Origin of the sequence: Methylicorpusculum oleiharenae, from assembly GCF_009828925.2 — a bacterium.
GTDB classification, from domain to species: domain Bacteria; phylum Pseudomonadota; class Gammaproteobacteria; order Methylococcales; family Methylomonadaceae; genus Methylicorpusculum; species Methylicorpusculum oleiharenae.
In genome coordinates, this window is the sequence record NZ_WUTY02000001.1 from 266,571 (window position 1) to 285,810 (window position 19,240).

General features: G+C 45.1%; 17 protein-coding genes. 5 read left to right on the forward strand and 12 right to left on the reverse strand.

The annotated features are described in order from the left end of the window. Window positions 1-7: 7 nt before the first annotated feature. A complete protein-coding gene (gpmI, locus tag GO003_RS01290; RefSeq protein ID WP_159652266.1) occupies window positions 8-1,552 on the reverse strand; it encodes a 2,3-bisphosphoglycerate-independent phosphoglycerate mutase in 1,545 nt (514 codons plus the stop codon). Between the two features lie 367 nt (window positions 1,553-1,919). On the opposite strand from gpmI, the gene GO003_RS01295 reads away from it, so the two are divergent. From GO003_RS01295 to GO003_RS01310, 4 genes are all read left to right on the forward strand, one after another. Next, window positions 1,920-2,231: an ArsR/SmtB family transcription factor gene (locus GO003_RS01295; RefSeq protein ID WP_159652264.1), complete on the forward strand. Its 312-nt coding sequence runs from the start codon at window positions 1,920-1,922 to the stop codon at window positions 2,229-2,231. Window positions 2,232-2,270: 39 nt separating this feature from the next. Next, window positions 2,271-2,711, forward strand: coding sequence for a rhodanese-like domain-containing protein (locus tag GO003_RS01300; protein WP_159652262.1), 441 nt, complete (start codon window positions 2,271-2,273; stop codon window positions 2,709-2,711). 62 nt (window positions 2,712-2,773) lie between these two features. Then, window positions 2,774-3,244, forward strand: coding sequence for a protein-export chaperone SecB (gene secB, locus GO003_RS01305; RefSeq protein ID WP_159652260.1), 471 nt, complete (start codon window positions 2,774-2,776; stop codon window positions 3,242-3,244). Between the two features lie 7 nt (window positions 3,245-3,251). After that, window positions 3,252-4,247, forward strand: coding sequence for an NAD(P)H-dependent glycerol-3-phosphate dehydrogenase (locus tag GO003_RS01310; RefSeq protein ID WP_159652258.1), 996 nt, complete (start codon window positions 3,252-3,254; stop codon window positions 4,245-4,247). Between the two features lies 1 nt (window position 4,248). Here the strand turns inward: GO003_RS01310 and trmL are convergent, their stop codons facing one another. The 5 genes from trmL to GO003_RS01335 form a co-directional block, all read right to left on the reverse strand. Further along, window positions 4,249-4,731 (reverse strand): tRNA (uridine(34)/cytosine(34)/5-carboxymethylaminomethyluridine(34)-2'-O)-methyltransferase TrmL, encoded by a 483-nt coding sequence (gene trmL / locus GO003_RS01315; RefSeq protein ID WP_159652256.1) that lies wholly within the window; start codon window positions 4,729-4,731, stop codon window positions 4,249-4,251. A 275-nt stretch (window positions 4,732-5,006) separates the two neighbouring features. Beyond that, window positions 5,007-7,511, reverse strand: a complete 2,505-nt coding sequence (locus GO003_RS01320) for a glycogen/starch/alpha-glucan phosphorylase (protein WP_159652254.1) — start codon at window positions 7,509-7,511, stop codon at window positions 5,007-5,009. Window positions 7,512-7,740: 229 nt separating this feature from the next. After that, window positions 7,741-10,458: a preprotein translocase subunit SecA gene (gene secA / locus GO003_RS01325; RefSeq protein ID WP_159652252.1), complete on the reverse strand. Its 2,718-nt coding sequence runs from the start codon at window positions 10,456-10,458 to the stop codon at window positions 7,741-7,743. A gap of 582 nt (window positions 10,459-11,040) precedes the next feature. Beyond that, entirely contained in the window at window positions 11,041-11,205 is a 165-nt protein-coding gene (locus GO003_RS01330) for a hypothetical protein (protein ID WP_164505701.1), read from the reverse strand. 730 nt (window positions 11,206-11,935) lie between these two features. Further along, the gene (locus GO003_RS01335; protein WP_159652250.1) at window positions 11,936-12,139 is read right to left on the reverse strand and encodes a cold-shock protein; all 204 of its coding nucleotides are present in this window, start codon (window positions 12,137-12,139) and stop codon (window positions 11,936-11,938) included. A gap of 301 nt (window positions 12,140-12,440) precedes the next feature. On the opposite strand from GO003_RS01335, the gene GO003_RS01340 reads away from it, so the two are divergent. Further along, window positions 12,441-12,908, forward strand: coding sequence for a DciA family protein (locus GO003_RS01340; RefSeq protein WP_159652248.1), 468 nt, complete (start codon window positions 12,441-12,443; stop codon window positions 12,906-12,908). Between the two features lie 37 nt (window positions 12,909-12,945). On the opposite strand, the gene lpxC is transcribed toward GO003_RS01340, so the two are convergent. The 6 genes from lpxC to murB all read right to left on the reverse strand — a co-directional run bounded on the left by lpxC (window position 12,946) and on the right by murB (window position 19,229). Next, window positions 12,946-13,869 carry a UDP-3-O-acyl-N-acetylglucosamine deacetylase gene (lpxC, locus tag GO003_RS01345; protein ID WP_159652246.1) on the reverse strand — a complete coding sequence of 308 codons (924 nt, stop codon included), beginning with the start codon at window positions 13,867-13,869 and terminating at the stop codon, window positions 12,946-12,948. 346 nt (window positions 13,870-14,215) lie between these two features. Beyond that, entirely contained in the window at window positions 14,216-15,376 is a 1,161-nt protein-coding gene (gene ftsZ, locus GO003_RS01350) for a cell division protein FtsZ (RefSeq protein ID WP_159652244.1), read from the reverse strand. Window positions 15,377-15,405: 29 nt separating this feature from the next. Beyond that, window positions 15,406-16,632: a cell division protein FtsA gene (gene ftsA / locus GO003_RS01355; RefSeq protein ID WP_159652242.1), complete on the reverse strand. Its 1,227-nt coding sequence runs from the start codon at window positions 16,630-16,632 to the stop codon at window positions 15,406-15,408. A 35-nt stretch (window positions 16,633-16,667) separates the two neighbouring features. Further along, the gene (locus GO003_RS01360; RefSeq protein ID WP_159652240.1) at window positions 16,668-17,408 is read right to left on the reverse strand and encodes a cell division protein FtsQ/DivIB; all 741 of its coding nucleotides are present in this window, start codon (window positions 17,406-17,408) and stop codon (window positions 16,668-16,670) included. 10 nt (window positions 17,409-17,418) lie between these two features. Further along, a complete protein-coding gene (locus GO003_RS01365) occupies window positions 17,419-18,348 on the reverse strand; it encodes a D-alanine--D-alanine ligase (protein ID WP_159652238.1) in 930 nt (309 codons plus the stop codon). Continuing rightward, a complete protein-coding gene (gene murB, locus GO003_RS01370) occupies window positions 18,345-19,229 on the reverse strand; it encodes a UDP-N-acetylmuramate dehydrogenase (protein ID WP_159652236.1) in 885 nt (294 codons plus the stop codon). The genes GO003_RS01365 and murB overlap by 4 nt, the downstream gene beginning before the upstream one ends. Window positions 19,230-19,240 lie beyond the last annotated feature (11 nt).

Consider the following 19,240-nt stretch of genomic DNA (forward strand, 5'->3'; position numbering starts at 1 on the left):
CTGCTGCCTATTTTGCTCCCAGCAAAGAACGCCCGGTCATTTCAACCGGTTGAGGCACACCCAATATTTCCAGCATGGTAGGCGCTAAATCTGATAAACCACCGCCTTCCAGCAAAGGCTTATCACCTAAAACATAAACCAGGGGTACCAAATTGGTTGTATGCGCGGTATGTGGCTGCCCAGACTGCTCATCACTCATTTGTTCAATGTTGCCATGATCGGCTGTCACCAGCATCTGGCCTCCCGCCGATTTCAATGCTTCAACAATTCTCTGCAGAGATTTGTCGATTGTTTCGACTGCAATAATTGCCGCATCGAGCATGCCTGTATGCCCTACCATATCGCAATTTGCGTAATTGCATATGATGACATCATATTTTTGCCCAAGTATGGCACCCACCAGTTGGTCGGTCACTTCTTCCGCACTCATTTCAGGCTGAAGGTCATAAGTCCTAACTTTCGGGGAAGGCACTAATATTCTGTCTTCGCCAGGAAACGGTTCATCGGTGCCGCCATTAAGAAAAAAGGTGACATGCGCATATTTTTCCGTTTCGGCCAAGCGTAACTGAGTCAACCCTGACTTTGAAAGCGTTTCACCCAAACCGTTTTTAACTTCCAGCGAAGGATAGGCCACGGGATAATTAAATTTTTCATGGTACTCGGTCAATGTGACATAACAACCTTTATGGGGCTGGAAATCGCGTTCAAAACCATTGAATTCTTCATCGGTAATTGCTTGTGAAATTTCTCGCGCCCTGTCTGCACGAAAGTTCATAAAAACAATGGAATCTTCCTGATCCAGTGGAGCCCCTTGATGGTGCTGATCCAATATCACGGTGGGCAGAACAAATTCATCTGTTTCGCCTCGATCATAAGCTGCTTGAAGCGCCTCTTTTGCAGTAACCGCCTGATGGCTGGCCTGAGCCTTCACGATTAAGTCACAAGCTTCTTTGACCCGCTCCCAGCGTTTATCTCTGTCCATCGCATAAAAACGGCCCACAATGGAAGCAATCCTGCCCACACCCAACTCGCTGAATTTTTCTTCAATCAATTTAATCGAATCCATAGCGCTTTGCGGCGGCACATCCCTACCATCCAGAATGGCATGCAAATAAATTTGTCTAAGTCCTCGTTTGGCTGCAAGTTCAAGCATGGCTATAATTTGCAATTCGTGACTGTGAACACCACCCGGTGACAACAAGCCCATCACATGAAGCGCTTTATTCTTAGCAATCGCCTGATCCACCGCATCGCACAAAGCCGGATTTTCAAAAAAACTACCGTCTTCAATAGCATCGTTGACTCTTGAAAGATCCTGTGGCACATACCTTCCGCTACCTATGTGCAGGTGACCCACTTCTGAATTACCCATTTGATCAGCAGGCAATCCTACGACACGGCCGGAGCAGTTTATCAAGGTCATCGGGTATTCTTCACTGAGGGAATCCCAACAGGGCGTTTTGGCCAAAGCTATCGCATTGTTATCTGTTTCCTGCCTATAACCAAATCCATCAAGGATTAATAAGACCAGCGGCTTCGGTCGAATTTTCATATTTTTTCATCTCCGATTGATAAAACAAAAAAAGTAGGGGCGACAGAATTATGAAATCCTTTCCCAAAGCGTATATTATAAGTGTATTGCTTAAAAAGCATTGAAATTAGTAAGTTGTTTTGTTAAATTCGCTGACCATTTATGTACTTAAAGCATTTCAATTTCCAGTTCTTCGATTCCTGATATATCCGGGATAAGCAAGAGTGTAGGGGATTTGTAAACGGAACTTTGAATTGCGTGCAGTACATTTTGTGATTCGAGCAAATAAGCGTTCTGGCTGACGCTATATTAATACACGTAACTTGCCGCTGTGCAAAAAAATTCTGAGCCTCTTTTTGGCAACCCCCGCAAACCCAAATCAGTTAACATGGACAAAGACAACGAACACATAGATTACAACGATGCAGACATCGCCAGAGCGGCCCGCTGCTTAAAAGCCATGTCGCACCCACTAAGACTCAAAATCCTGTGTGTTCTAGGCAATAACGCCATCAGCGTCCAAGACATTGTGGAGCAGGTTGGAACAAGCCAAAGTAATATCTCGCAACATCTTGCCATCCTCAGAGAAAAAAACATTCTTGGCTCAAAAAAGGAAGCCAACCGGGTTTTTTACTTTATCGATGATGAACGCATGCTCAAACTCATTAAAATGATGCGCGACGTTTTCTGTTCGCACTGATTTTTTCACATTTCTTTTCTAACTAATTTTTGTAAATCCATGGAACGTTTAATAGAGTTTGTCCTAAACCATTACTTGCTATCCCTCGCCTTGGCGGTGGTTACTTTTTTATTGATACAAGACTTAATCGAGAGCTTTACCAATAAATTCAAGTCACTATCCCCTATGCTGGCAATCGTTAAAATGAACAGCCAAGGCGCGACAATCCTGGATGTTCGAGAACCCGCCGAATTTTCAAAAGGTCATATTGAAGATGCCATCAATATTCCCGCCGGCAAAATTGAAGAACAAATCAGTCAGCTGTCAGGAAGCAAATCCGCCCCCGTCATTGTGGTTTGCCAAACGGGAACACGCTCTATTCCTGCTTGCAGATCGCTGACAAAAGCCGGCTTTACAGATATCTACACTATCACTGGCGGCATGCAATCCTGGGAGGACAATAAACTCCCGATCAAAGCAGGCAAGAAACAAAAAGCTTAACCCAAGAATCGCATCCCAAAACGATCTCCCTTAATCTAACCCCTCATTAATCAAAGAAGATCATGGCTGAAGTTAATCAAGCTCCTGAAAAACAGTTTTCCATTCAAAAAATTTATACTAAAGACATCTCTTTTGAGACGCCTAACTCCCCTAAAATATTTACCGAAAAATGGGAGCCTAAAGTTGATTTCAATTTAGGAACAAATGTTCAACCCTTGGACAATTCCATGTATGAAGTCACGCTGACCGTTACTGTCACGGTAAAGTGCGGCGAAATGACCGCCTATCTGGTTGAAGTATGCCAAGCCGGCATTTACTCTTTAAGCGGTTTTAGTGAAGAGGAAATGGGACCGATGGTAGGCAGCTTTTGCCCCAACATACTGTTTCCCTATGCTCGGGAAGCCGTGTCTGATCTGGTTGCAAAAGGCGGATTTCCACAATTGCTGCTGGCACCTGTTAACTTTGACGCACTTTACCATCAACATCTCCAACAATTGAAACAACAGGTACCGGGCTCCAATCAAGTTAATTGATTGCCGTATGAAAAAAATATGCGTGCTTGGCGCAGGCTCCTGGGGCACTGCTCTGGCTATTCAGGCAGCCAGAAACGGCTGCCAGACATTGCTATGGGGACATAACGCCGACCATATCGCTTCGACCATTGAACAACGAACTAACGAACGCTATCTTCCGGGCGTGGCTTTGCCTGCCACTCTGAAATTAACGTCAGATCTTGAAGAGGCCGCACAATTCTGCGATACCCTTTTGATTGCAGTACCAAGCCGGGTGTTTAAGGACACCCTGCTCAAGTTATCTCCTTTAGTATCGCCAGACATACAAATTGCCTGGGCAACAAAAGGATTTAACCCTGAAGATGGATCGTTACTCCACCATTCGATTCATTCCATTTTTTCTGCAGATACCGCTGTTGCGGCGCTCTCTGGACCTACTTTTGCCAGAGAGGTTGCAGCGGACTTGCCCACCGCGATAACTATCGCTTCCAATAAAATGGCTTTTGCAGATGAACTCACCTCAATGCTGCACAGTTCCCGCTTCAGAATTTACACCAGTTCGGATTTGATTGGTGTTCAAGTTGGCGGCGCAGTGAAAAATGCGCTTGCGATTGCTGCCGGTATCGCAGATGGCTTGAACTTTGGCGCCAATACCCGGGCAGCACTGATTACACGAGGCCTTCATGAAATAATCCGCCTAGGTTTAAAAATGGGCGGGCGCCAGGAAACGTTTATGGGACTGGCTGGTTTAGGTGACTTGATTTTAACCTGTACCGACAATCAATCCAGAAACAGACGATTTGGATTGGCAATAGGACAAAACAGAGACAGAGGAGCCGCCAAACGAGAAATCAACCAGGAAATTGAAGGCGTTTCAGCCGCCAAAGAAACGTATTTGCTGGCAAAAAAATTCAACATCGACATGCCAATTACCGAACAAACCTACAATGTTCTGTACAACGACTTATCGCCTTTAATCGCCGTTCAAAACCTGCTGGAAAGAGAGCAAAAACCCGAAAACTAGCTTAGTTAATTGCTGGTTTTAAACTCGCCCCATCAAAACCTCTCTGACGCCAAGCCTCGTATAGCATTATGGCGACCGTATTGGATAAGTTCATACTCCGGCTTTCCGGTTTCATAGGCAAACACAACAAGTGATCAGCCGGCATCGCTGCTAACAAAGCATTTGGCAAGCCCCGTGTCTCAGGTCCAAACAAAAATGCATCTCCTGCGGCAAAAGGGACATCAGAGAATATTTTCTTGCCTTTAGTCGTCAACGCAAAAAGCCTTTTAGGTTTATTAGCTTCGTGATAAGCAACCAGCGAGTCATGCACTTGTATGTCAACCCATTCATGATAATCCAGCCCCGCCCGTCTTAATTTTTTATCCTCCAGCTTAAATCCCAAAGGCTTGATTAAATGAAGATGCGCGCCGGTATTGGCGCAAAGCCGAATAATATTACCGGTGTTTGCAGGAATTTCGGGCTCATAGAGCACTATATCGAACATATGAAAGTCTATGAAACAGGCAGAAAAAAGATGATATTTTGAGGGCTGACTTAAACCTAAGCTTTTAACAACTAAAACCGAATGCGCTCTCGCTCTCAGGCGTGGATACTCACACTTGGTTTAATACGGCTTAATCAGACGTTTACTGGAAATCCTCTAAGACCGGGCTTTAAAAGGCTATTGACCCTTATTAAGCCCGGCATTAGCGCATTAAATAGAACTGCAATTGGGCGACAAAGCTGAAGATGCGCCTTCTTCATCCAGATGACGAACCATTAACTGATCAATGGTGCAACGGGCGTCAATTTCCAGATTTCACGGTTATAGTCACTGATTGTCCGGTCCGTCGAGAACTTTCCGCTGGACGCACAATTCAGAATACTCATTCTAGTCCAGTTATCTTTATCCAGATAAGCAATTTCCGCCCGATTTTGAGCATCGACATAACTGCGAAAATCGGCAACGGTCATCCACGGATCGTTAGAACTCCTGATAGAATTAACCACATCGTCAAAAATGCCGGGCTCAAGCAAACTAAAATGGCCGCACTCAATGAGCTTGATGACTCTCTTCAAGTCTTCATCCTGCTCAATAATCGATAGAGGATCATAATGCGAGCGCAGTTCCTCTACCTGACCTTCGGTCAAACCGAATAAAAAGAAGTTATCATCACCGACCTCTTCTCTTATTTCTATATTAGCCCCGTCCAGAGTGCCTATAGTGAGCGCTCCATTCATCATGAATTTCATGTTGCCGGTACCAGACGCTTCCTTTCCTGCCGTGGAAATCTGTTCCGATAAGTCCGCACCGGGGCATATTTTTTCCATCGCCGACACACGGTAGTTAGGCAAAAAAACCAGCTTTAATTTATCGCCCACATCAGGGTCGTTATTGATGACATCAGCAACGTTATTGATAAATTTAATGGTTTTTTTGGCCATGTAATAGCCAGGTGCCGCTTTTCCGCCAATAAGTACACAGCGATTTGTCCAGTTTTTGGTTTCTCCTCGCTTGATCCGGTCATACAGATGGATAACATGCAACACATTGAGCAGTTGACGTTTGTACTCGTGAATGCGCTTAACCTGAACATCAAATAAGGCATCCGTGCTTAAATCAACGCCCATTTCGGTTCTTTTATATTCAACCAGCTTACTTTTGCATTCTTGCTTGATGTTGTACCATTTTTCTCTGAATTTCGGATCGTCTGCATAGGGCTTGAGCTTTTCAAGCTGCGACAAATCAGTCAACCAGCCATCACCAATGGTTTCGGAAATCAACTTAGCCAAATCCGGATTACAAGCCGCCAACCAGCGCCTTGGGGTCACGCCATTGGTTTTGTTGTTGAACTTATGAGGCCATAGTTCGTAGAAATCCCTGAAAAGCCCTTCCTGTAGCAGCTTTGAATGAAGTTCCGCCACGCCGTTAACAGAATAGCAGCCCACTATTGCCAAGTATGCCATTCTGACCTGTTTTTCATTACCTTCCTCAATCAATGACATCCGTCTCATACGATCATGATCACCAGGCCAATGCACTGAAACTTCTGCTATAAAATGAGAATTGATTTCGTAAATGATTTCCAGCAAACGAGGCAATAAACTTTCGAACAAATTAACAGACCAACGCTCCAGAGCCTCCGGCAGCAGCGTATGGTTGGTATAAGCCATCGTATTTCTGGTAATTTTCCAGGCATGATCCCAATCCAAACCATGAATATCGATCAACAGACGCATTAACTCGGCAACCGCGATACTGGGATGAGTGTCGTTAAGCTGGAAGCAGTTTTTTTCTGCAAATTGAGAAAAATCGTTGCCATGCCGCCCTACCCAATTGGCAATGACATCCTGCAAGCTGGCCGAAGCCAGAAGATATTGCTGGCGCAATCGAAGAGCTTTGCCGTTTTCATTGGCATCGTTCGGATAGAGCACCATGGTAATGTTTTCTGCAGTATTTTTTGCCGCAACCGATTCAGCATAATCCCCTGCATTAAATTCCTGCAAGTCAAATTCTTCAGTTGCCGTCGCTTTCCATAAGCGCAAGGTATTGACAGTACCATTTTTGTAACCGGGAATCGGAGTATCAAAAGGCACCGCAAGCACATCGTGCGTATCTATCCAGCAGACCCTCTTTTTTCCGCGCTCATCGATATGAGATTCGGTGTGCCCGCCAAACTTGATTCTATGAGCATATTCAGGTCTTTCTATCTCCCAAATATTGCCATTGCGTAACCAATGGTCCGGTTTTTCAACTTGCTCACCATTGACCAGCGTCTGGCTGAACATGCCGTATTCATAGCGCAAACCATAACCTGTCACCGGCAATTGAAGTGTCGCGCAACTGTCAATGAAACAAGCGGCTAATCGCCCGAGACCACCATTGCCCAAGCCCGCATCAGGCTCGCTGTCAATGAGTTCTTCGATTTCCAGACCGAGCTCGTACATTGCACTTTTTGCAACATCGGTAACGCCCAAATTTAGCATTGCGTTGCTGAGCGTGCGCCCCATCAAAAATTCCATCGACAAATAAAATGCTCTTTTGCAATCTTCCTTTTTATAAGCGTTGTACGTCGCTTTCCACCGCTCAATGAGACGGTCACTGATCGCCAGAGCTAACGCTTCATAAGCATAATAGGGAGATCTGCAGTTTTCGTCGCGACCTAAACGATGGCCATAGTACCTCTTGAAATCTGCTACCAGATGATTGCTCTCTAATCCTAAAGGTGAAAGCTTGGTAATATTAGCTGCCGGTTTACTGCTTGTGAATTTTTTGGAATGCATAGTTGAACCACTTGATTTAAAAAAAATTCTACTCGGGTTATTAACGCGTCATGGCCTAAAACAGCTTGTCTGCAATGTAATGTTGGGAAGCTAGTTTTGTAACTTCCCACCCATTCGTTTTTCATTGCAGGCTTTTGGAAATTAAGGCCGTACCCAAATTCTATCGAATAACATGATTATTACAGCAAGCGCAGGTATAGCAGCAAAGCAGTATTGTTTTTACTTGAAATTAACTTATCTGACCATGGCACTGCTTATATTTTTTTCCGGAACCGCAGGGACAAGGATCATTCCTTCCAACTTTTTTTCCATCACGGACAAAAGGCTGCTCGGCATCTGCCTCACCCGTCACATCCGCATCATGCTCGATCGCCTGAACAAATGACTCGGCTTCAGCATGTTCAAAATGCAACTCTTGAGGCTCCTGACGCTGCTCATCAATTGCCCGAACATCCTCTTCCTCTTGCACCTGAACTTTCGCAAGAATCCCAACGACTTCATACTTTATGTGGTCCAGAAGAGCCGTAAACATATCAAACGATTCACGTTTATATTCCTGCTTCGGATCTTTTTGCGCATAGCCTCTAAAATGAATACCCTGACGAAGATGATCCATTGCAGCAAGATGTTCTTTCCAGCTGTTATCCAACACCTGCATCATGACCGATTTTTCGAAGTGCCTTAGCACGTCAGGCGCAATTCTCTCTTCTTTTTGTTTATAAGACTGCTCAACCAGTTCGACAATGCGGTCTCTTAATATTGCTTCATGCAATTTTTTATCGTCGGCAAGCATTTGCCGAACTGGAATTTCCACATTGAACTCCTGATGTAAATGCTCTTCTAACCCTTTGGTATTCCATTGCTCTTCCATGGTTTTTGGAGGGATATACTGAGTAATCACATTGTTGACCACATCTTTTCTGATCTGCGTGATGATGTCGGAAATATCTTCTGCCGCCATCAACTCATTACGTTGCGCATAAACAACCTTCCGCTGATCATTCGCCACGTCATCGTAAGTCAATATTTGTTTGCGAATATCAAAATTTCGGTTTTCCACTTTTTGCTGGGCGCTTTCAATCGAGCGGGTTACCCAGGGATGCTCAATCGCCTCGCCATGTCCCATGCCCAGTTTTTGCATCAACGATGCCACGCGATCCGAAGCGAAAATACGCATCAAAGGATCTTCCAAGGACAGATAAAAACGTGTTGAACCCGGGTCACCCTGGCGTCCGGAGCGGCCTCTTAACTGATTATCGACCCGGCGGGATTCGTGCCGTTCTGAACCGATGACATGAAGCCCTCCGCTATCCAGCACAAGCTGGTGTCTATCCAGCCAAGCTCCACGGACTTTTTGTATCTCTTCTTCGCTTGTTCCCTCAGGCAATGCTTTCAATTCTTCGTCCAGGTTTCCCCCCAGCACGATATCCGTTCCCCTACCCGCCATATTGGTGGCTATAGTTACAGCTCCGGGCATACCGGCTTGGGCGATAATATGCGCCTCGCGTTCATGCTGCTTGGCATTGAGCACTTCATGCTTGATTTTTTGCTGAGTCAGCAATCTGGATATAATTTCGGAATTTTCAATTGACGTGGTACCCACTAAAACCGGCTGCCCACGCTCAACGCATTGTTTAATATCTTCGACAATGGCCTGATATTTTTCTATAGCCGTCAGATAGACCAAATCACCCAGATCTTTTCTGATCATCGGCCTATGGGTAGGAATCACAACCACTTCCAGACCGTATATACTATTTAATTCAAATGCCTCCGTATCTGCAGTACCGGTCATACCGGACAGCTTTTCATAAAGCCTGAAATAATTTTGAAAGGTGATGGAGGCCAAAGTTTGATTTTCGTTTTGAATAGCCACATGCTCTTTTGCTTCTATCGCTTGATGCAAGCCTTCCGACCAGCGTCGCCCAGGCATAACACGCCCGGTAAACTCATCAACAATGACGACCTCATTGTTTGCGACGATATAATCAACATCTTTTTGAAATAAATTGTGTGCTCTCAACGATGCATTCAGATAATGCATGAGCCTGATATTAGCAGCGTCATACAAACTTCCACCTTCCGCCATCAAACCATGCTCTATCATTAACCGCTCGACCCGTTCATGACCTTCTTCAGTCAAATAAACCTGTCTGGTTTTCTCATCGACAGAAAAATCGCCCGGCTCGTCTTCTTTTTCCTGTTTGGTAAGGAAAGGAACAATTTCGTTCGCTTTCATATAAACTTCGGTACTGCCTTCTGTCGGCCCGGAAATGATTAACGGGGTTCTTGCCTCGTCAATCAGAATGGAGTCCACCTCATCGACAATCGCAAATGCCAGCTCACGCTGAACTTTTTGGGCCATGCTGAACGCCATATTGTCGCGCAGATAGTCAAACCCGAATTCATTGTTTGTTCCATAGGTAATGTCGGAAGCATAAGCGGTACGACGCTCACGGCTATCCATTTGGCTCACAATAACCCCAGTTGTCAAGCCGAGAAAACCGTACAACTTGCCCATCCAATCCGCATCACGAGCCGCCAAATAATCGTTAACGGTAACGACATGTACGCCCTTCCCCGGCAAGGCATTAAGATAAGCCGCCAGCGTTGCCATCAATGTTTTACCTTCTCCGGTCTTCATTTCGGCAATTTTGCCGTCATTCAGTACCATACCGCCGATCAACTGAACATCGAAGTGACGCATTCCAAATACCCGGGAAGACGCCTCTCTGACAGTAGCAAAAGCTTCAGGAATCAAATCATCTATTGTTTCGCCTTTTTCCAGACGATCACGGAACTCCAGCGTTTTTGCTTTTAGTTCCTCGTCGGATAATCTTTCATAATCGGCCGCCAGCGCATTGATTTTTTTTACCAGCTTCCTTTTTTTCTTGATCAAGCGATCATTTCGACTGCCTATTACAATTTTAACCAGATTACCCAGCATGCTTTTTTCCGATGTGATTTGTGAGATTGCATTTTCAAATAGCGCCGATTATATAACGAGTGGCCCTTTTTTTACAGTTAAAAACAACCCTGGCAAACTGATATCGATACTGTACAGACAGTAGAATTTCCGAAATTACAAATAAACACACTTTCCGGTTCGACACCTCAGAGGCCAATTACTGCCACGGGTACATTAGAGAGAACCACCCAATATGGCGCATGTGGCATGATCAATAGCCACAAAAGGCACGAAAAATAGGATTGGGTGGATTGCGGATTTTAAGCGGATTCATCAAGAACGGATGAGAAATGAAATATTAATGCAGTGAGTACCTTGTTTTGAAGACCAAAGGCTGAATTCCTGAAAGCGGCAGGGATGCGGTTAAGTATATTGATTAACGTCAACCGTTATCCACAAGTGACGGCTAAGCAAATAGTTCAAGGGATTTCGTGTATTTTGCAGAAAATGCGTAACATCAGCGATGAATGCCGAAGGGACTTGTTTAAAACATCCGGGAAAAAATTCCCGGATGTTTAAATCTTTGTTTACCAGACAACTCCTTTGAAGAATTGATTTGCATCATTCACTGCCTGTTTTGCCAAGTTTACGGTTCATATTTAAATTACTGGCAATAGTCGCCGTTGCAAACAGTGTGGATGAAATAACAAATTCGCCTGAAACAAAGCCTATTAGACCACTTACAAAAACCGCACCCGTTAATACATCTCGGTAAAAATCACTCATAACTCTATTCCTTTATAAATAATTGAGAAAAAACTACACAAACTTAACTATAGGGATGATTCCAATTCTTTACAATCACACTAGGTATTTATGCATTATTTCCTATCAGTCACCAACAGCTTCTAGAAAGGAATGATCATACTTCGCGCGGTCATGTTTTCGGCTTTTATGGCAAGGCTATTTAGTTCGAGAGCAAGGCGCGGGAACAGGGGTATGGCAAGCTCTGTAACTGCTTTCGCAAAGCTTCCGCTCCTGCTCACGCCCCTTACCTCCATCCATGGAGGCAACGCCGCTATCGGACAAAAGAGCGCGTCAGAAAACCGCAAATGTGGCCGCGCGAAGTAAAGCTATCATTATTTCCATTTAACATAGCTTTTATGTTCTAAAAACCGGTTTCCTGCAGCAAAAAATGAATACTCACCTTTGTAGCTGAATTTTTTCAGCCGATTGCCAGAAGAAATCGGAATAAAACAGTTCGGCCTTTAGCGTTATTAAAGCAATTTAAGAATTTCAGAGGCGGTTAGACCGCTCGAACAAGAGGAATGAGTGTCTTGAAAAGAAAGACTCGCGGATCAATCAGGAAGGATTAACGAGCTTATTATAACTTCCCTGCGCATTTTTAAAAAATGATCCGTAATTTTTAGAGGAAAACTGGCGGGTTATTGCCAGGTGATCAGGAAAAATACTCAATGAGTAGTGATACCCAATCAACCCAGCCAGTAACCGCTGATTAGATAATCGTAACTTCTTCGGCTTGCGGTCCTTTTTGACCTTGAGTCACAACAAATTGGACTTTTTGTCCTTCGTTTAAGGATTTAAATCCTGTTCCCGCTATATTGCGAAAATGAACAAAAACATCGGGTCCTTGCTCTTGTTGAATAAAACCGAAACCTTTGTCCGCATTAAACCATTTAACTGTGCCTGTAGTAGCCATGTGTAACTCCTGAATAAAAAAATGTAACGCTTGAAGCGATGTGCAGCGGGAAATATTGAAATGACTTAATGCAGAACAGAACGAGGACTTAGGGGTACGGAGTACTACAGAAAAAACATCGTAACAGCAAACAATTAAGCTTTATCACTTTCTAGCCGCGGCTATTTTATGCCAAATCAGCTTAAAGTCAATCTATGCACTTGGAAGAATAGAACTTGTCTATCAACAATGTGATTTAATGGATTAAAACAACCCGTTAAATTCAATCAGAACTAATCTGTATCACTCTGTCTTCAGGTCAATGGCTAAATATCACTCGTTTAAAACTCCGCTGGCATTTCCCAATAAAACGCTTGCCGTGATCGCCTTACATGCAAAACAGCAATCGATCATTCTTAACGCCATTCGCGCAAGACTGCCTGATGAACTGACCAGCTCTATAAAATATCTCGCTGTCTCGGGCGGCAAACTCCAGGTTTATACTGACAATGCGGCTAATGCGACAAAACTGAGATTTCATGGCCCCACCTTATTAGATGCTGCCAGCCTGGCAACGCACGCTAAAGTTTTGTCTTTGCAGATACGGATAACAGAAACTTTGCGTCAGGAATACCGTGTCAGAAAGCCAGGACCGAAGCTTCCGTCTATGGCTATTATCAAGGCACTTAGGAATAATCAAGCATCAAAATCGGCTGATCCGCTGGATCAGGCCCTCATGCGCTTGAGTTTGACTTTAGAAAAATTATCTAAAAAACCAGCAGAAAGTTGAAGCGAAGCTGATCCATCGCTTCAACTGATTGAAATACTTATGCAGGCTCGGCAACATCCCCTGCACTGCGCATAAACGAAATGGGGGCATCCTTCTCATCATCGAAAGTTACCATTTCCCACGCATCCTTGTTTTCAAGCAACGTCCGGAGTAATTTATTATTCAGTCCGTGCCCGGATTTATACCCGACAAATTCCCCAATCAGGCTATGCCCCAATAAATACAAATCGCCGATTGCGTCCAAAATTTTATGCTTTACAAACTCATCGGCGTAACGCAAACCGTCTTCGTTAAGGATTTTGTCATCATCGACAACAATGGCGTTATCCAGACTGCCGCCCAAAGCAAGGTTATTCTGCCTGAGCATATCAATATCTTTCATAAAGCCAAAGGTTCTAGCCCGACTCACTTCCTTAACAAAAGTTGTCGAGGAAAAATCCATCACAGCTGTCTTTAAGTGCTCAGCGAAAGCAGGATGTTCAAAATCGATTGTAAACGTGACTTTGAAGCCATTAAAAGGCTCAAATGCGGCCCATTTATCGCCATCCTCGACACGGATGCTGCGTTTTATCCGAAGATATTGTTTCGGAATGTCCTGCTCTTCTACACCGGCCGACTGTAATAAAAAAACAAAGGGCCCGGCACTGCCATCCATGATAGGCACCTCAGCGGCACTCAGATCAATAATAGCGTTATCGATCCCCAAACCTGCAAATGCGGAAAGCAAATGCTCGATAGTAGATATTTTTACACCATCTTGAATGAGAGTCGTTGAAAGGGTGGTTTCTCCAACATTTCCCGGTGACGCAATAATGGTGACGGGCTCGTCCAGATCAACACGACGAAACCTTATACCGGTATTGGGTTCTGCCGGACGCAAAGTCACATAAACCTTATCGCCGGTATGCAGCCCTACACCGGTGGCCCGAATCGTGTTTTTTAAAGTACGCTGTTTGATCATAGATTTCAATAATGCCTAATTTATTGGGGCAGGAAACTGTGGGAGTATATCATATTAGCCAGTCATTCAAACCATCAGACTACAAATGACTTTGATTTTTCGGGCGTTATCCAGCCAGAAAGCGCACATTAAATTTCGGCCATTCGCCAAGACACGTTATCCGCAAAAGAGGTGAAACAGGCGACTGGCAGAATTTTGCAGGCTTAATAATAAATTACCCATTAACTATCAGAATGAGGCCGGTAAATAAATGAATTCGATGTGCTCCATTATGGCTGAGCAGAAGTCCTTCCCCGGCCATCCCTGGCAGTGGAAATTAACTGACATCGATAATAAACAGGCTCGATTAATCCGCTTGACGTCTTAAAAACGCAGGGATGTCCAAATAGTCCATATCGATCTCTTTTTTAGGCTGAGCACCAAAACGCGTCTCACGAAGTTCAGCACGATTTTGTCTTATGACAGTGGGCTTATCCAGCTTTTCATAATTAATTTCGCCCGCCGTCACGGCTTTTACCGCCAACTTGATGTGTGGATGCGCTGCAACGGTTTGTCCGCCCATACCCGTTGCCACGACAGTCACCTTGATCTCGTCACCCAGAGAAGGATCGATGGCTGTTCCGATCTTAATGATGGCGTCTTCCGATCCGAATTCGTGAACAATGTTACCTACTTCATCAAACTCGGCAATCCCCATATCCGCAGCGGTAATGTTGACGAGAATTCCGCGTGCACCTTGCAAGTTGATATCTTCCAGCAAAGGACAGGCGATGGCTTTTTCAGCGGCTTCTCTAGCACGGTTCTCACCTGAGGCCGATCCCGTACCCATAATCGCAGCACCCATACCCGACATAACGGTTCTTACGTCAGCAAAATCGACGTTGATCATACCGGGATGAGTAATTAATTCGGTAATGCCTTGCACCGCATCCAGCAGCACATTGTTGGCCGCATTAAATGCGCTTACCAATGAAATGTTGCTGCCTAAAACCGGCAACAGTTTTTGATTGGGAATCGTGATCAAAGAATCGACATATTTTTCAAGTTCTTTGATACCTTGTTCGGCGACTTCCATTTTCTTTTTGCCTTCGAAATGGAAAGGCTTGGTCACAACTGCAACGGTAAGAATGCCTAATTCTCTGGCTATTTCAGCAATAGTGGGAATGGCTCCAGTACCTGTGCCGCCGCCCATGCCTGCGGTTAAAAAAACCATATCGGCACCCTGAATGACTTCCTTGATTCGCTCTCTGTTTTCCAACGCCGCTTGTTTACCGATATCAGGATTGGTCCCCGCACCCAAACCTTTGGTCAATTCCGCGCCCAATTGAATGATAGTATCCACATTCATTTTTCTTAGTGCTTGGGCATCGGTATTTGCACAGATGAATTGCACACCTTCAATGTGTTTTTCCACCATGTGATTGACTGCATTACCGCCACCGCCGCCGACGCCGATGACTTTTATTACGGCATTTTCAGCACCGATGTCCATTAGTTCATATTTCATAATTGTTCCCCTTGCAAACGTAATAATTCTTAAAAATTACCCTGAAACCATTTTTTCATTTTGGCCAACACGCCGGTGCTATCCGCATCAAAACTGTCAAAGCCACCCCTGTGTTCTTTTCCATATAGCAACAAACCCACACCGGTTGAATGGATCGGATTTCTGATAACATCCGTCAGCCCTGAAACATGCTGAGGAAGTCCCATCCGGACCGGCATATGGAATATCTCTTCCGCTAATTCGATTACCCCTGTTACTTTCGCGCTCCCGCCAGTAATGACAATACCGGCGGCAATCATTTCTTCATACCCGCTTCGCCTTAGCTCAGCTTGAACCAACAACATCAACTCTTCATAACGAGGCTCAATGATTTCCGCCAGATTTTGCACGGATATTTTTCTGGGTGCTCTATCACCAATACTAGGCACCTCAATCAACTGATCAGTATTGGCTAATTGTGTCAGTGCACAAGCATATTTCTGCTTGATTTGTTCTGCATTTTGGGTAGGTGTTCTTAAGGCTACGGCTATATCATTGGTGACTTGATCACCCGCAATCGGAATAACAGCGGTATGCTTGATCGCACCGTGGGAGAAAACAGCAATGTCTGTGGTCCCGCCGCCTATATCAATAAGACAAACGCCCAAATCTTTTTCATCATCGGTCAGAACGGAATTACACGATGCCAGCTGCTCCAGAACGATATCGTCTACTTCCAGCCCACACCGGCGGATACATTTGATAATGTTTTGCGCCGCGCTGACGCTTCCGGTCACCATGTGAACCTTGGCTTCCAAGCGAATGCCTGACATCCCGATAGGTTCTTTGATACCATCCTGCAAATCAATCACAAATTCCTGAGGCAGAATGTGCAAAATTTTCTGATCAGCAGGGATTGCCACTGCTCGAGCAGAATCAATCACTCTGTCAATGTCATATTGAGTCACTTCTTTTTCTTTTATAGCGACAATCCCGTGGGAATTGAGGCTTTTTATGTGACTTCCGGCTATACCCGCAAATACCGAGGTGATTTCGCATCCCGCCATCAGTTCGGCTTCCTCGATCGCTCGACGAATTGACTGCACAGTAGACTCAAGGTTAACCACAACCCCCTTTTTTAAGCCGCGAGAAGGTGTGCAACCGATACCTATAACTTCAATTTCGCCATTCCCGGTATGTTCACCGACGATGGCTGCAACTTTTGATGTTCCAATATCCAGTCCAACTATTAAATTCCTATCTGTTTTTTTTGCCATTTTATTTACTCTTAGAACACCATAATCTGTAGCTGTTAAGGCTGCTGTTGTCCTTCAGCAATCTTCTTCCAGTCTATTTCCGGAACGCCGGGTTTCCATGTAACTGCATAGCCGTTCGGATACCTTAAATCGACTTTTGCAATTGACTCTATTTGATCTTGATTTAATAAACTCAAGGTCTTTAAAAACCGCTGAAAAGTTCTCAGTTGTTCTTTTCCGCCTAGTTGTATTTCCATACCATTCGTTAACACGATCTTCCAGGCCCGCCGTTCGTTAACAATAAACTCTGCCAATCCAAATGAATGATCCGCCAGGGTTGTTCTCAAACCTCTCATGATTTCAAGAAGTTTGGCAGCTTGGCCTTCGGGGCCATGCAATTTGGGAAGATTTTCAAACTGTACCGTATTCGACGGTCTAAATATTTCTCCCCGTATAGATAGCAGACCATTTTCACCCCATCGGGCGACTGCCATTTTTTCGTAGACCTTAATATCAATCGCATCCGGCCATACCCTCTTAACCCTGACATTAGCAATCCACGGCAACTTCATCATAGCCTGCTGTATTGCCAGCATATCGGCACTAAAGATGCCGGTCGTCACCAAAGGCTTAACGGTCTGCTTAAGTTCCTCTTTACTGATGTATTGAAAAACACCTTCAATTCTTACATACCTGATAGGTACCGCATCCGACTGGTAGGTTTTTGCTTTGTCCCAAAAAGTCCATATTAGCCCTATCAATAACAACCCTATGCACACAAACTTGGTGATCTGCATATCACCTCAGTTAAAAGCTGGTTTCAAGAATTCGCCAAACTAACTCAGTGAAACTTATCCCGGCCTGTTTTGCCGCCATAGGTACCAAGCTGTGATCGGTCATACCCGGTACGGTATTGACCTCAATCAATTGGTTATGACCGTCCTGATCGATAAATACGTCGACCCTGCCCCAACCTTCAACTCCGAGCGCCTCGCAAGCACTGACCGCCAAAGCCTGCAACGATTGCTCTTCTGGGTCACTGAGTCCGCACGGGCAATGATATTGGGTGGTATTAGCCTTGTACTTCGCATCGTAATCATAAAAAACATTGGGTGTTTCCAATCGAATAACCGGTAATGCCTCTCCCTGAACAACCGCTACCGTGAACTCCCGCCCTGAGACCCAGGCCTCGGCATAGACATCACAGTTATATTCGGAGGCCAATTCAAACGCCTGGATCAATTCATCTCTATCTGAAGCTTTACTCATGCCGATGCTGGATCCTTCCTTGGCCGGCTTGACAATCACGGGAAAACCCAGCTTCTCAATACACGTATCAATATCGCCGCTCTGTCTCAGCAAGGTCCATTGAGGCGTCGGCAAACCAACACCCCGCCAACACATCTTGGTTCTGAGCTTATCCATACTGAGTGCCGATGCCAAAACACCACTGCCTGTGTAAGGCATGCCTATGGCTTCCAACGCACCCTGTAACACACCGTCTTCGCCGCCGCGGCCGTGGATGATATTAAATACACGATCAAAGCGCTCGCCTGCCAAGGCCTGCACCGGATTTCCAGTCACATCAATCGCGACGGCATCTATACCCGACTCTTTAAGCGCATTAAAAACAGCAGTGCCGCTTCTTAATGAAACCTCACGTTCTGCGGCAGTTCCACCCATCATTACCGCTACACGCCCAAACTGCTGCGGCATCTCAATCGCCTTCGGCTTCATTCTTTTTCCCCTACCGTACACACTTCTGTCGCTAACCTGATGCCTTGCTTTTCGGCTACCGTGTCCTGAACAAATTTGATCAGCATTTCAATCTCTTCAGCCTTGGCATTGCCTGTATTAATTATAAAATTGGCATGCTTTTCAGAAACCTGAGCCCCTCCGATGGCATAACCTTTCAATCCGCAGGCTTCAATCAATCTTGCGGCATAATCTCCGTCGGGATTCTTGAAAACAGAACCGCAGCTAGGCTGATTGGTCGGTTGTGTTTGTCCACGCTTTTCCAGTAATGACTTTATTTTTTGCTGACTCACCGCCGCATTACCGGTTTCCAATTGCACCACGGCCGACAAAAACCATTCGTTTTCAAATCCTTTGACTGATCGATACGCTATCTGAAAATAGTCGGGCGCTCGTTCCAATACGTCACCTTGCCGGTTAATTGTTTCCACACTTTTGACAATGTTCCAGGTTTCCCCGCCAAAAGCGCCTGCATTCATTTTTAGTGCTCCACCCATGGTTCCCGGAATACCGGCAAGAAATTCTGCGCCGACCAGACCTTGTTCGCCGCAAAATCTGGCGACCAACGCGCAGGGGACACCTGCCTCAACGTAAACGGTGTTGTCCGCTATCAGGCGCAATTGCTTCAAGCGATTACGGGTGTTAATGACCGTTCCTCTAATGCCGCCATCCCTGACCAATACATTACTGCCTAAACCCAGCCACATGACCGGCTCAGAACTATCGATAGACCGTATAAATAAAATTAAATCGTTCTTGTCTTCCGGTATATACATCCGATCTGCCGGTCCCCCGACACGCCAGCTGGTATATTTTGCAAGCGGCTCATTACTGAGTAACCGGCCATTTAAATCGACCACCATGATCCTCTCTG